The organism is Streptomyces sp. NPDC059454 (genome assembly GCF_042749965.1).
Classification (GTDB): domain Bacteria; phylum Actinomycetota; class Actinomycetes; order Streptomycetales; family Streptomycetaceae; genus Streptomyces.
Genome location: NZ_JBHYVC010000016.1, coordinates 66,600 through 79,630, shown reverse-complemented (window position 1 = coordinate 79,630; position 13,031 = coordinate 66,600). Strand labels below are relative to the sequence as shown.

The 13,031-nt window shown below is 74.0% G+C and carries 10 protein-coding genes and 1 tRNA gene; 1 reads left to right on the top strand and 10 read right to left on the bottom strand.

Features of this window, described 5'->3' with window-relative positions:
* Nucleotides 1–108: 108 nt before the first annotated feature.
* The 6 genes from ACFXAE_RS14205 to ACFXAE_RS14180 all read right to left on the bottom strand — a co-directional run bounded on the left by ACFXAE_RS14205 (nt 109) and on the right by ACFXAE_RS14180 (nt 6,101).
* On the bottom strand, nt 109–900 hold the full coding sequence (locus ACFXAE_RS14205; protein WP_384713134.1) for a S16 family serine protease: 792 nt from the start codon (nt 898–900) through the stop codon (nt 109–111).
* Nucleotides 901–1,180: 280 nt separating this feature from the next.
* A complete protein-coding gene (locus tag ACFXAE_RS14200; RefSeq protein ID WP_384713131.1) occupies nt 1,181–1,822 on the bottom strand; it encodes an IclR family transcriptional regulator in 642 nt (213 codons plus the stop codon).
* Nucleotides 1,823–2,098: 276 nt separating this feature from the next.
* On the bottom strand, nt 2,099–3,940 hold the full coding sequence (locus ACFXAE_RS14195) for a DEAD/DEAH box helicase (RefSeq protein ID WP_384713128.1): 1,842 nt from the start codon (nt 3,938–3,940) through the stop codon (nt 2,099–2,101).
* 74 nt (nt 3,941–4,014) lie between these two features.
* Nucleotides 4,015–4,410 (bottom strand): type II toxin-antitoxin system death-on-curing family toxin, encoded by a 396-nt coding sequence (locus ACFXAE_RS14190; protein ID WP_384713125.1) that lies wholly within the window; start codon nt 4,408–4,410, stop codon nt 4,015–4,017.
* On the bottom strand, nt 4,407–4,607 hold the full coding sequence (locus ACFXAE_RS14185) for a CopG family transcriptional regulator (protein ID WP_384713122.1): 201 nt from the start codon (nt 4,605–4,607) through the stop codon (nt 4,407–4,409). The genes ACFXAE_RS14190 and ACFXAE_RS14185 overlap by 4 nt, the downstream gene beginning before the upstream one ends.
* A 36-nt stretch (nt 4,608–4,643) precedes the next feature.
* Nucleotides 4,644–6,101 (bottom strand): MFS transporter, encoded by a 1,458-nt coding sequence (locus ACFXAE_RS14180; protein WP_384713119.1) that lies wholly within the window; start codon nt 6,099–6,101, stop codon nt 4,644–4,646.
* 220 nt (nt 6,102–6,321) lie between these two features.
* Between ACFXAE_RS14180 and ACFXAE_RS14175 the strand changes: the two genes are divergently transcribed.
* A tRNA-Cys gene (locus tag ACFXAE_RS14175) sits at nt 6,322–6,396 on the top strand.
* A 17-nt stretch (nt 6,397–6,413) separates the two neighbouring features.
* Here the strand turns inward: ACFXAE_RS14175 and ACFXAE_RS14170 are convergent.
* The 4 genes from ACFXAE_RS14170 to ACFXAE_RS14155 form a co-directional block, all read right to left on the bottom strand.
* On the bottom strand, nt 6,414–7,589 hold the full coding sequence (locus ACFXAE_RS14170; RefSeq protein WP_384713116.1) for an SUKH-4 family immunity protein: 1,176 nt from the start codon (nt 7,587–7,589) through the stop codon (nt 6,414–6,416).
* A gap of 238 nt (nt 7,590–7,827) precedes the next feature.
* Complete coding sequence (locus ACFXAE_RS14165) at nt 7,828–10,134, bottom strand: xanthine dehydrogenase family protein molybdopterin-binding subunit (protein WP_384713113.1); 2,307 nt, start codon at nt 10,132–10,134, stop codon at nt 7,828–7,830.
* Nucleotides 10,131–12,119: a 2Fe-2S iron-sulfur cluster-binding protein gene (locus ACFXAE_RS14160; RefSeq protein ID WP_384713110.1), complete on the bottom strand. Its 1,989-nt coding sequence runs from the start codon at nt 12,117–12,119 to the stop codon at nt 10,131–10,133. Before ACFXAE_RS14160 ends, ACFXAE_RS14165 begins: the two co-directional genes overlap by 4 nt.
* The gene (locus tag ACFXAE_RS14155; protein ID WP_384713107.1) at nt 12,116–13,009 is read right to left on the bottom strand and encodes an FAD binding domain-containing protein; all 894 of its coding nucleotides are present in this window, start codon (nt 13,007–13,009) and stop codon (nt 12,116–12,118) included. The genes ACFXAE_RS14160 and ACFXAE_RS14155 overlap by 4 nt, the downstream gene beginning before the upstream one ends.
* Nucleotides 13,010–13,031 lie beyond the last annotated feature (22 nt).

Below are 13,031 nucleotides of genomic sequence, written 5' to 3'. Positions count from 1 at the left end.
TGAGCCGCCCTCGAACTGCACCTGGCCGGTCTCACCGGGCGCCGGCCCGTGAGCACCGATGACCGCGCGCGACCGGGAACCGGGCAGGCGGGAATGTGACGACAGGACCTAGCAGCTCGGGACCCTGCCCGTGCCCTTCTCCAGGTTGACCAGCGCCTCCACGGCGCCCTTGAGGGTGGTGACCGGGACGAGGCGCAGGCCCTCGGGGAGTTCGGCCTGCGCGTCGGAGCACTCGGCCTTCGGCACCAGGAAGACGGTGGCGCCGTCCCGCTCGGCCGCCTGCGTCTTCAGAGGTACGCCGCCGACCGCGCCGACGGTGCCGTCCGCGTCGATCGTGCCCGTACCGGCGACGACCCGGCCGCCGGTGAGGTCGCCGCCACTGCCGTCGCCGTCCAGCTTGTCGACGATGCCGAGGGAGAAGAGCAGTCCTGCGCTGGGGCCGCCGACGTCGGCGAGCTTCAGGCCGACCTCGATGCCGTCGTCCTCGCGGCCCAGGTGGTTCAGGGCGGCGCGGGTGGCCTCGTCCTGGGACTCCTTCATCTGCTTCCGGTTGTACCGCTCGATCTCCTTGACGGTGTCCCCGCTGGGGTAGACGGAGTCCCGGGGCATGACCGCCCGGTCCGTGCCGAACCAGCCGTCGATCACGTCCGGGAGGTCGACGCGGGTGTCCGGGGAGGTCGCCTCGATGGTCGTCATCCGCAACTGCCCGCTGGTCTCGCGGACCGGCGCGCCGGTGATCGTGATGACCGGGGTGCCCTTGTTCTCGCCGAGCACGTCCGCGGTCATGCCGGGCTGCGCCACGGAGAAGGGGAGCGGTGCGAACACGGCTGTGGCCAGCAGGGCCACGACGGGGGCGGCCAGGACGGCGAGGGCTTGGGGACGCGTGAGGCGGGAGAACACGGAGTCAATCTAACGTGCCTCCGCTACGGGCAGTCCCCCCGCAGGGGCAGTCGTCCCGCGGGCAGTCGTCCCGCGGACACCCGTCCCGCGAACAGTCGTCCCGCGGACACCCGTCCCGCGAACAGTCGTCCCGCGGGCAGTCGTGCCGCGGGCAGTCGTGCCGCAGGGCGGCACGGGTGGGCGCGGACAGCACCCGTGAGCGCCGGGCCGCGCGATCTCCTCCCGGCAGGCACCGGTGAGGCACCGGTGAGGCACGCCCCCGCCCACAGCCGCGCAGGCGTCAGCGCAGTGCCTCCGCCACCTCGCGGGCCGCGTCCATCACCCTCGTGCCGACCCGTTCCGGGACGGCCTCCGCCAGCATGACCACGCCCACGCTGCCCTCGACCCCGGTCACCCCGAGCAGCGGCGCGGCCGCCCCGCACGCGCCCGCCTCCAGCTCCCCGTGCGTCAGCGTGTACCCGGGGTCGTCCGCCCGCTGCTGCCGGGCCGACAGGATCGCCTTCCCCGCGGCCCCTCGCTCCAGCGAATGCCGGAACCCCGCCCGGTACGCCACGTGGTAGTCCGTCCACGACGGCTCCACCACGGCCACCGCCAACGCCTCCGACCCGTCCACCAACGTCAGGTGCGCGGTCGCCCCGATGTCCTCCGCCAGCGACCGCAGCGCCGGCATCGCCGCCTCCCGCACCAGCGGGTGCACCTGCCGGCCCAGCCTCAGCACACCCAGCCCGACCCGGGCCCGTCCGCCCAGATCACGGCGTACGAGAGCGTGCTGCTCCAGTGTGGCGAGCAACCGGTACACGACGGTCCGGTTCACGCCCAGTTTCTGGGAAAGCTCGGTGACGGTCAGCCCGTGGTCCGTATCGGCCAGCAGCTTGAGGACACGCAGTCCCCTGTCGAGCGTCTGAGAGGTCTCCGCGGTCACGACGCCCACTCCTTAGTGGTGAGGTCGGCGGCCCCCTCGCGGCAGATGCGTCACCGAGTCCCGTCGGTCACGCGCCTGAGAGGCCGCCGATCGGCCGGCGGCCCGGCCTTGGCCCGGGCACAGTCGCTTCACGGCTGCGCTCCGCGGCGGCGCTGCCACGGGGCGTGTGCGTAGCGGGACAGTAGCGAGCCGGTTCGGTCAGCGGAAGGCTCCGTCCAGAATCCGGGCACTCTCACAGGGAAATCGTTCCGTTTGTCCTCATACGCGCACACAGCGTCACCGCATGCGCGTGGCCCACTCCTGCACCTTTTCGATCCGCTGGCGCAGCTGTCCCGCCGTGGCCTCGGCCGAGGGCGGGCCGCCGCAGACCCGGCGCAGCTCGGTGTGGATGACGCCGTGCGGCTTGCCGCTCTGGTGGACGTACGCGCCGACGAGCCCGTTGAGCTTCTTGCGCAGTTCCATCATCTCCTTGTGGGAGACCACGGGCCGCCGCTCGGCGGGCAGTTCGATCAGGTCGGCCTCGCTGTCCGGCTTCTTGCGGCTGTGCGCGATCTGCCGGGCCTGCCGCTTCTGGAGCAGCAGCTGCACCTGGTCGGGTTCGAGGAGGCCGGGGATGCCGAGGTAGTCCTGCTCCTCCTCGCTGCCGGGGTGGGCCTGCATGCCGAACTCGGCGCCGTTGTACATCACCCGGTCGAAGACGGCGTCGGACTCCAGCGCCTCGAAGGGCAGCATGTCCTGCTCGCCGGTGTCCTCGTCCTGCTCCCGGTTCGCCTCCTCCATCTCCTTCTCGGACTCGGCGTACGGGTCCTCCTCGCCCTCCTTCTTGGGCTTGTCGAGGACGTGGTCGCGTTCGCGCTCCATCTCATTGGCGAAGCCGAGCAGGTCCGGGATGGTCGGCAGGAACACGGACGCCGTCTCACCGCGCCGCCGGGACCGTACGAAACGGCCGACGGCCTGGGCGAAGAACAGCGGGGTGGAGATGGTGGTGGCGTACACGCCGACCGCGAGGCGGGGGACGTCGACGCCCTCGGACACCATGCGGACGGCGACCATCCAGCGGTCGGTGCCGGCGCTGAACGTGTCGATGTTCTTCGACGCGCCGGTGTCGTCGGACAGGACGACGGTGGCCTTGCTGCCGGTGATCTCGCGGATCAGCTTGGCGTACGCCCGCGCGGAGTCCTGGTCGGCGGCGATGACGAGGGCGCCGGCGTCCGGGATGGCCTTGCGGACCTCGGTGAGGCGCTGGTCGGCGGCGCGCAGCACGGCCGGCATCCACTCACCGCGCGGGTCCAGCGCGGTGCGCCAGGCCTGGCTGACGGCGTCCTTGGTCATGGGTTCGCCGAGGCGGGCCTCGATCTCGTCGCCGGCCTTGGTGCGCCAGCGCATGTTGCCGCTGTACGACATGAAGATGACGGGCCGCACGACACCGTCGGCGAGGGCGGAGCCGTACCCGTACGTGTAGTCGGCGGACGACCGCCGGATCCCGTCGTCGCCCTCCTCGTACACCACGAAGGGGATGGGGTTGGTGTCGGAGCGGAACGGCGTACCGGTGAGCGCGAGCCGCCGCGTGGCCGGCTCGAACGCCTCCAGGCAGGCCTCGCCCCAGGACTTGGAGTCGCCGGCGTGGTGGATCTCGTCGAGGATGACGAGGGTCTTGCGCTGCTCGACGCGGTTGCGGTGCAGCATGGGGCGCACGCCGACACCGGCGTACGTGACGGCGACGCCGTCGTACTCCCTGCCGAGCGGTCCCGCGCTGTACTCCGGGTCGAGCTTGATGCCTATCCGCGCGGCGGCCTCGGCCCACTGCTTCTTCAGGTGCTCGGTGGGCGCGACGACGGTCACCTGCTGCACGACGTGGTGGTGCAGCAGCCAGGACGCCAGCGTCAGCGCGAACGTCGTCTTGCCGGCGCCGGGCGTGGCGACCGCCAGGAAGTCCCGGGGCTGCGTCTGGATGTACTTCTCCATCGCCCCCTGCTGCCAGGCGCGCAGCTTCCCGGCGGTACCCCAGGGGGCACGTCCGGGGAAGGCCGGGGACAGGTGGTGCGAGTGGGACGCGGTGCCGGCGGTGGTAGTCACGATCTCCGTCGGGGGTAGCTCGGGTACGGCGCATCGGCGCATGACGACCGGGCCACCCTACCGATGGCCCGGAGCTGTCGACGCCGGTACGGGGCCGAGACCGCCCGGGATGGGACTCAGGTCACATCGCCCTGCTCAGCCAAGTCCCTCAGTGCTTCGGAGACGGCCTTGACCTCATCCATGCTGCCGGTCGCCACGGCGATGACCAGGCGCTCGGCCGCGTCGATGTCGGGGCGCAGCTGCACCTCGTTCATGGCCAGGAAAACGACGCAGGACACCCAGGCCGTGCGCTTGTTCCCGTCGACGAAGGGGTGGTTGATGACCAGGGACTGCAGGAGTGCCGCAGCCTTGTCGAACAGGTCGGCGTATGCCTCCTGTCCGAGCATGGAGGCCGAAGGGCGATGCACGGCGGACTCCAGCAAACCCGCATCACGCACGACGACAACCTGGTCGTCGACGGCGTCCTCGGCGATGGCCAGGACGTCCTCGGCCTGAAGGTAGACGTACGTCACTTCAGCCGCTCCAGCAGTTCGGCCCACTTGGCGGTCTGCTCCTTGGCGGCCTTGCGCACCAGCGCCTGGTGCGCGGTCCGCGCCAGATAGTCGTCCACGGCCCGCAGCAGTATCGCGTGCATGCTGACACCCTCTTCGTCGGCGCGCAGCTTGAGAGCTTCCGTCTGGTCGTCACGGAGACGCAGGTTCATAGCCATACCAAAACGGTACCACCGCGCGACACCAAAGTGGTACTACTCAATCGCTCTCATCCGCGTAGCCACCCACGCCCCCGCCAGCGCCACCGCCGCCATCGGCAGGAACACCGCCGCGAAGGCGGCCGGGTGGGAGCCGGCGGCCTCCGTCGCCGCGTGGCCGGCCGTGCCGCCGCCGAGGGCCGCGAAGGCCGCTCCCCCGGCGGCCAGCAGGACGACGTTGGACAGGCCGTCGGAGATCTGCAGGGCGGCGGAGTTGGTGCCGGCCTCCTCGGGGGCGGAGAGCTGGAGCAGCAGCACGCTGGTGGAGGAGATCACCAGGCCCATGCCGAAGCAGCCGAACGCCCAGGCGACCGCCACCGTCCAGGCCGGCACGGCGTCGATCAGCACGGACGGGGCCGCCGCGATCGCCGCCGCCACCAGCACCATCCCGAGGGTCATCAGGCGCTCCCGGTACGGCTCCAGGCGGGGCCGGGACTGGAACCAGGAGCCCAGCGCCCAGGTGCCGCCGCCCGCCGCGAGGGAGAAGCCGGCGAGGGTCGGGCTGAGGCCGCGCTGCGTGACCAGCATCAGCGGGACGAAGGACTCCGCCGCGATGAAGGAGCCGGCGGCGACTCCGCGCAGGAGGACGACCGAGGGCAGTCCGCGCGCCGCCCGGTAGGTGCCGCGCGGAAGCAGGCCGCGCACGGCCGGGACGAGCAGGGCCACGCCCAGCGCGCCCGGCAGCAGGGACATCCAGCGCAGGTCCTGGGCGGCGTACTGGAGCAGGCCCGCGCCGAAGGAGATCGCCAGGGCCAGGCGGATGCGGCGGCCGTCGAAGGAGGCCGGCGCGTCCGCGTCCCCGTTCACCGGGCCGGACGCCAGCCGCCGTATCTGCGGCAGCGCGAGCGCCAGCGGGAACACCACGAGCACCGGGATGCCGAGGAACACCCAGCGCCAGCCGATGTGCTCGGTCACCGCGCCGGAGGCCAGCGGGCCGACGATCGACGGCACCACCCAGCTCGCCGCGAACGCCGCCATGATCGCCGGCCGCAGCCGCTCCGGATAGGCCCGTCCGACGATGACGTACAGCGCGACGATCACCAGTCCGCCGCCGAGTCCCTGCACGGCCCGCCCCAGGATGAACAGCCACATCGCCCCGGCCGTCCCGGCGAGCAGCAGCCCGGCGGCGAAGGAGGAGATGCCCCAGGCCAGCGGCGCGAGCGGGCCCCGCCGGTCCGACCACTGGCCGGACAGCACCATGCCGAACAGGCTGGTCGTGAAGTACCCCGAGAACGCGAACGCGTACAGCGGCACCCCGTCCAGCTCGCGCGCCGCCACCGGCATCGCCGTACCGACCGCCGTCGCCTCGAAGGCGATCAGCAGCACCACGGAGACGACGCCGATGCTCAGCGCCCGGTAGGGGCCGCTCAGCACGGTCTCGTCGGGGGTGACGGCCGGCGCGGGGGCGTCGGCGGGCTCGGCGACATCGGTGTCACGCGGGTTCGGGGCGGTCATGGTCGCCAGCGTAAGGGCCACGACACGGTTTGACCCCTGTCGGGGGTCGGGACCGGCACCGGGACCTTGGTCGTAGGACCGGAACCCTTCGTTCATGAACGGCGTGTGGCAGTCGTATTGCGGCCCCCGGCGTTTCCTTGAGCGCCGCCTCCGGCCCGCCGTACGGTCGTCCCACCGGTTCGGAACGGCGAGGTGCCGCAGGGCACTTCGCCCCCGACGCGGCCGTGTGCCCGAGTGGCCCAGGGACTCGCCTGCAAAGCGAGTTACGCGGGTTCGAATCCCGCCACGGCCTCCACGCGCGGCGGGGTGCTCTCAGAGCACCCCGCCCGCCTCGTCCTGGAAGAGCTCCGTCCAGTAGTGCCAGTCCGCGTCGGCCGTCGTGCCCGTCGGGTCGATGGAGGACAGGACCTGGAGCATCGTCAGTGCCAGCTGGTCGTAGGTGTCGGTGGTCAGCGCGTGGCCCGACTCCTCGTCGATGGCGTGCTCGCGGTGGAGCAGCCAGAGGGTGAAGGCGAGGGTGGAGATGTCCGTGTTCAGGGGCGAGAGGACGGCGTCCGGCTCGCTCCAGCTGAGGACCGCTCCCGTGGTTCCGTCGACGACCAGGGCGGTGTCCTCGATCAGGTACCCGAGGCGTATCAGGTGATCGGCCCGGGCGGGGAGGCGGTCGTCGCGGCGTCCGCACTCGTCGGCGTAGTACTCCGCGAGCGTGCGCAGCGGCAGATCGGTGTCCAGGTGGAAGAGGAAGCCGTCCTCCGGCAGGCCCGTCTCGCGCAGGAAGCGGCGGGTCGGCTCGTGGTCGAGCGTCGCGGGGAAGTCGACCTCCTCGAAGCGGACCACTCCGCCCCGGCCGAACTCCTCGTCCAGCAGGCGGACGGGGAGGTCCAGGGCCAGCCCCGAGGCCGTGCCGGGCCCCGCCACCAGGGCCAGCGGCCTGATCAGCGCGGCCATCTTCCAGAACGGTGCCGGCTCGCCGTCCGCGCCCTCCTCGAAGACCGCCAGCAGCTGCCGGGAGGCCTCCGCGACCGCCTTGGTGCCGTACCGGCCCGCGTACGCGGCGAACTGGCCTCGCAGTCCCGCCAGTTCGTCCGTCGCCGCGGCGAACCGCACCAGCGTCGGCAGGGACGGGGCGAGCGGACGGCGGTCCATCAGGTCGGGGCGGTCGTGGAAGAAAAACGTCGTGGACACCTCGCCGGTCGCCCCGTCGAGCAGCACCGACTCCGTCTCCAGACCGGCCGGGCCCAGCAGTCCGCCGATGACCAGCTGGTCGCGCAGCTGGGCGGGGAGCCGGTCGCCGGGGCCGCCCGTCGAGTCGCCCACCGTGCGCGGGCCGCCCTGCCGCGTCAGCTCCGCGAAGCTGAACAGGCCGCTGTCGGCGGGCAGTCCGGGGCCGGTCAGCCAGCCGCGCGTGGACGCGTGCGTGACAAAGGGATCGAGGTCGGCGTCGGTCAGTGTGATCGCCGCTGTGGCGATGGTGTCGGTCGTGCTCATGATTCCCCCGCGATACGTGTGCTCGGTCCCGGGCCCGCGAACGTCCCGCCCCGGGCAGGACGGACCGGGCCCTCCGGACCCGGCAGCCTTCCCCACTGCTCGGAACACTACGCGGCACCACTGACAACGCCCCCGGACCGAGGGCGGCGGATCCGACGCCCCGTCACTGAGGACGCCCGAGCGGCCGTTCGCGTTGCCTTTCCCCGGGAATCACCCGGGGAATCGCCCGGAACGGGGCTCAGCCCCCGGTCACCACCGCGGCCTGCGGACGGATCGGCAGCCGGTTCACCGGGCGGCCGGTGGCGGCCCGGACGGCGGAGGCGATCGCCGCCGGCGAGGTCACCACCGGCACCGCGCTGACCGCCTTCGCGCCGAACGGCGCGACCACGTCCCGTTCCTCGACCAGCTTCACGATGTGGATGTCCGGAGCGTCCAGCGCCGTCGGGAGGGCGTATCCGGTCAGGTCGGGGTGGCGGACCAGTCCGCGCGGCGTGCGCAGGTTCTCGGTGAGCGCGGCGCCCAGGCCCTGGGTCACGCCCGCCTCGATCCGGGCGGCCAGCTGCGCCGGGTTCAGCACCTGGCCCACGTCCTGGGCGACCGCCAGCTCCACGACCCGTACCGAGCCGAGTTCGATGTCGACGTCGACCACCGCGCGGATCGCGCAGAAGGCCATGCCGACGAAGGCGTCGCCCTGGCCGGCCCCGTCCAGCGGCTCCGTCGGATGGGGACGGCACTGGGCGGTGGCCCACAGCTCCTTGCCGTCCAGCTCCTCGGCGACGGTCGTGGACAGCACGCCGTCGTACGAGGTGATCTTGCCGTCGGTGATCTGGAGCAGCTCGGTGGACATGCCGAACTTGTGCGCGAGGGGCTGGAGGAGCTGGGTGCGGACCATCTTCGCCGCGCGCTCCACCGCGCCGCCCGACACCCAGGTGTGCCGGCCGCGGCAGCCCGGTCCTGCCGGGGGCTGGTCGGTGTCGACGGGCGCCACGTGCACCTCGTCGACGCCGAGGGTCTCCTGGACGATCTGCCGGGCCAGGGTGGAGAAGCCCTGGCCGCTCTCCACGGCCGCGCACAGCACCGTCGCCACGCCGCCCTGGACCCGCACGGTGGCCGTGGACACCTCGTCCGCGCCCTCCGCGCCGAGCATGTGCACCATGCCGAGGCCGTAGCCCACACCCCGGCGCACCGCGCCCGGTTCGCCCGCGCCCTCGGGGCCGCCGGGCAGCAGCCACTCGTCCTCGGGGGTGTCCTTGGGCAGCGGCGGCAGCGGGAAGTCCCGCACCGCCTCCAGGAGTTCCGCGACCGGGGCCGGGCAGGTCACCGTCTGGCCGGTGGGCAGCACGTCGCCGGTGGCCATCACGTTGCGCATCCGCACGTCCGCCGGGTCGACGCCGAGCTTCTTGGCCAGCTTGTCCATCTGCGCCTCGTAGGCGGCGCACACCTGCATCGCCCCCTCGCCGCGCACGTGGCCGGAGGGCGGGTTGTTGGTGCGTACGGCCCAGCCCTCGATGAAGGCGTTCGGGACGACGTACGGGCCGCAGGCGAAGGCGACGGCGGCGGCGAGGGCGTCGGAGGAGGTGTCGGCGTAGGCGCCCGCGTCGAGCAGGATCTGCGCCTCGACCTTCACCAGTCTGCCCTCGGCGTCGGCGTGGTGGCGGTAGCGCAGCAGCGTGGGGTGGCGGTGGGTGTGGCCGAGGAAGGACTCCTCGCGCGTGGCGGCGAGTTTCACCGGGCAGCCGGTCCGCAGCGCCAGCAGGCCGAGCGGGAGCTGGAAGCTCCGGTCCTCGCGGTCGGCGGTGGCGCCGGGGACCCCGGTGACGACCACCTTCACCTGATCGGGTGCCAGGCCGAACGCGGCGGCGGCGGTGTCCCGGTCGCCGTGCGGGTCGGTGGAGGCCAGGTACAGCTCGACGCCGCCGTCCGGGCGGGGCACGGCGAGTCCGGCCTCGGCGCCGATGGGGGCGGGGTCCTGGCGGCCGATGCGGTACAGGCCCTCGACGACGACGTCGCCGGCCGCGTCGGGGTCGCCGTGGCGCAGCGGGATGTGCCGGATCAGGTTGCCGTCGGGGTGCAGCGGTTCGGCCTCGAACGCCTGCTCGGGGTCGGTCACCGGGTCGAGCACCTCGTACTCGACGATGACGGCGGCGGCGGCCATCCGCGCGGTGTCGGGGTGGTCGGCGGCGACGGCCGCGATGGGCTCGCCGTGGTGGCGTACGACCTCGGAGGCGAAGACCGGGCGGTCGGCCGTGCCGCGGCCGTGCAGCGGGTCGCCGGGGACGTCCTCGTGCGTGACCACCGCGCGGACGCCGGGCATCTCCCGCGCGTGGGTGGTGTCGATGGACACGATGCGCGCGTGCGGGTGCGGCGAGCGCAGCACGGCCGCCCACAGCAGGCCCTCGGCCCACAGGTCGGCGGCGTACGGGAAGGTGCCCTCGGTCTTGGCCCGGGCGTCGGCGGCCGGGAGGGAGACGCCGAGTCCGTGCGGGAGCGGTTCCGGCCCGGCGGCGGCCTCCACGGCCTGCGCGGTGGCTGCTTCGTTGGTCACGCCTGGCCTCCGTCCTGGCCGTAGGGCTGGTCATGGGGCTGCTCGTCGGGCCCGGGGGTACCGAACGCGGAGGGGTTGACGCCGCCGGCGCCGGGGCCCGCCTGGTGCGGGATGCGGGGCGGGTCCGTCTCGCCGTCGGAGTCGTCCCCGTCGGACGCGGCGTGCGCCTCGCGTTCGGCGACGACCTCCTGGACGGCGTTCACCACGCCCCGGTAGCCGGAGCAGCGGCAGAGGTTGCCGCACAGGGCCTGACGGGTCTCCAGCTCGGTGGGCGCGGGGTTGCCCTCGAGGAGGTCGTGCACGGTCATCGCCATGCCCGGCACGCAGAAGCCGCACTGTACGGCGCCGCACCGCGCGAGTGCCCGCTGCACGTCGGAGGGCCGACCGTCCTGCGCCAGTCCTTCGACGGTACGGACCTCGCTGCCGGCCGCGGTGACGGCCGGGACCAGGCAGGACGCCACGAGCCGGCCGTCGACCTGCACGTTGCAGGCCCCGCACTCGCCCTGGGAGCAGCCGTCCTTGGCGCCGGCGAGACCGAGCCGCTCACGCAGCACGTAGAGCAGCGACTCGCCGATCCAGGCGTCGGTGACGGGCCGGTCGGTGCCGTTGACGCGGAGCACGTAGGAGGCGAGGGGGTGGTCGTCGTGCGGTGGCGGCGAGTCGTCCGTCACGCGCGATGCGCCCCGGTCGTCCGGAGTGCCGGGTGCCGTGCCGGTGTCCGGGGGTCCGGCGTCGGCGGGTTCTGCCGCCGGTTCCGCGTCCGGAGCGGGCTCGGCGGGGGGCGCGGAGGGCTCCGGCAGGCCTTCGGCGGCCTCGGGAGCCCCGTGGGCGTCCTCGGCGTCCCCGGAGACCTCACCGGCCCCGGGAACGGGCCCCGGGGCGTCCTGGCCGCCGGGGTGCGGGTGCTCCCGGAGTCCGGCCGGAGCCTCTTCGGCGGCCTCCGCCTCGGACCGCCACCGCTGCTCCGCGTACTCCTCGGCGGCGAACGGCTGCGGCACACCGGCCGACCGGGGCCCGGCATGCCCGCCGTACCCGGTCGCGCCGGACGGCTGCCGGGGTGCGGGGCCATCGCCCCGACCGGGCTCACCGTGGGGTTCCGGGGCGTGAGCGGGCATGCCGGAGGACCCCGGCACGGGGCCGGCGTCCGGCCGCCCCTGCGGGTGCTCGCCGGCCGGCTGCACGGGCGTGCCCTGGGCGGGCGTCCCGCCGTACACGTCCTGGCCGGGCGCGAGGTCCTCGCCCCGGCCGCCGGGCTCGGCGTACGGCAGTGGCTCGGCGGCGGGCAGGGGCTGCCCGCCGTACGTGCCCGCGCCGGGCGGCTGCTGAGGCGCGGGGCCGGGCTCCTGCCGGTCCTGCGCGGGACCGTGTCCGCCGTCCCGCGGCTCCTGGTCCCCGTCCTGCGGGACCCCGGGTACGCCGGGTCCCCACGGGCGGCCGATGGCCTGAGGGGGCGCCCAGGGGGCGGAGGCGCCGCCCGGGAGGGTGATCGGCGGGGTGCCGCCCCACTGCTCGACCAGGGCGGACGTGGTGAACTCACCCGACTCGTCCGGCAGGTCGCCGTCGGCCACGGGGATCGACCACTGGCCGGTGACGTCGTGCCCCGGCGCCGGGTTCTCCGCGGCCCGCTCCTCGAAGGCCCACTGCCCGGTCGTGCCGGGGTCGTACGTGAACCGGTCCCCCGGCGCCGCACCCGCCTCGGGGTCGTGCCACTGGGCGCCGTCGACGGGCGCGCCGGGCACCGCCCAGGAGCCGGTGGCCGCCGGGTCGGTGCCCGCGGTGGTCGCCGGGTCGACCGTGATCTGCGGCGGCACATAGCCGTGGCCGGGCGCGGCGAGCGGACTCTCCATGGCGTCCAGCAGGGCGTCGATGCCGCCCTCGGGGAGGTTCACGAAGGCCGTGGCGCCGTCGTCGTAGTCGCCCTGGGGCAGCGGGTCCCAGCGGCTGCCGCCCGGGGGCGTGCCCTGTCCGTGCTGGTCGTCGGTCACGACAGCGCCCTCCCCAGTGCTCGTCGGGCCAGCGCGGCGACGGTGCGCCGCAGGTGCAGTACCGCGGGCGGAAGCGGTGGGACGGTGCCGTCCTCGCCGGGGGCGGCGTCGGGGATGCAGGCCGCGGCGACGTACTCCCCGAACGCGTTCAGTGCCTCGGGCACGATCGCGCGGTTGTTGTCCCAGTCGATGAGCTGCGCGACCCACTGCTCGGCCTGCAGGGGCCGCAGCGGCATCGGCGCTATGGCGCCCACCGCGCAGCGCACCCCGCGGCGGGCCGGGTCGAGCACCAGGGCGACGGAGGCGACCGCGCGGCCGGGGCCGGTGCGGCCGGTCGCCTTCAGGAAGACCTGGGGGGCGTGCAGCAGCGGCACGCGCACGTAGCCGATGAGTTCGCCGGGGCGCAACAGGTCCATCCCGGCCAGCAGGTGCGACACCGGGAGTTCGCGGCGGGTTCCGCCCGCGCCGGCGATGATCAGCGTCGCCTCCAGCGCGGCCAGCACGGGCAGCGCGTCCCCGGTGGGGGCGGCGGAGGCGATGTTGCCGCCCAGGGTGCCCGCGTTGCGGATGTGCGGTGGTCCGGCGGCCCGCGCGGAGGCGGCGAGCGCCGGGATGAGGGCGGCGAAGTCGGGGCGGCCCATGCGCGCGTGCGTGAGACCGGCGCCGAGCAGCGCGTGTCCGTCCAGGTACTGCCAGCCGCGGATCTCGCTGATCTTGCCGAGGCCGACCAGCGCGGCGGGCCTGAGCTGCCCGGAGTTGACGGCGGCCATCAGGTCGGTGCCGCCCGCGACGGGCACGGCGGCGGGCATGGCCGTGAGGGCCGCCACGGCCTCGTCGAGTGTCGTGGGCAGCGTCACGGCCTGCGCCGCCTGCGGTGCGTGCGTGCTCAAAACCGGCTGCCCCTTCCCGCTG

Coding starts and splice junctions, on each gene's coding strand:
- ACFXAE_RS14195 (WP_384713128.1), bottom strand. CDS start 3,940: ATGCGCCGATGCGCCGTACCCGAGCTACCCCCGACGGAGATCGTGACT.
- ACFXAE_RS14185 (WP_384713122.1), bottom strand. CDS start 4,607: ATGGCTATGAACCTGCGTCTCCGTGACGACCAGACGGAAGCTCTCAAG.
- ACFXAE_RS14180 (WP_384713119.1), bottom strand. CDS start 6,101: ATGACCGCCCCGAACCCGCGTGACACCGATGTCGCCGAGCCCGCCGAC.
- ACFXAE_RS14170 (WP_384713116.1), bottom strand. CDS start 7,589: ATGAGCACGACCGACACCATCGCCACAGCGGCGATCACACTGACCGAC.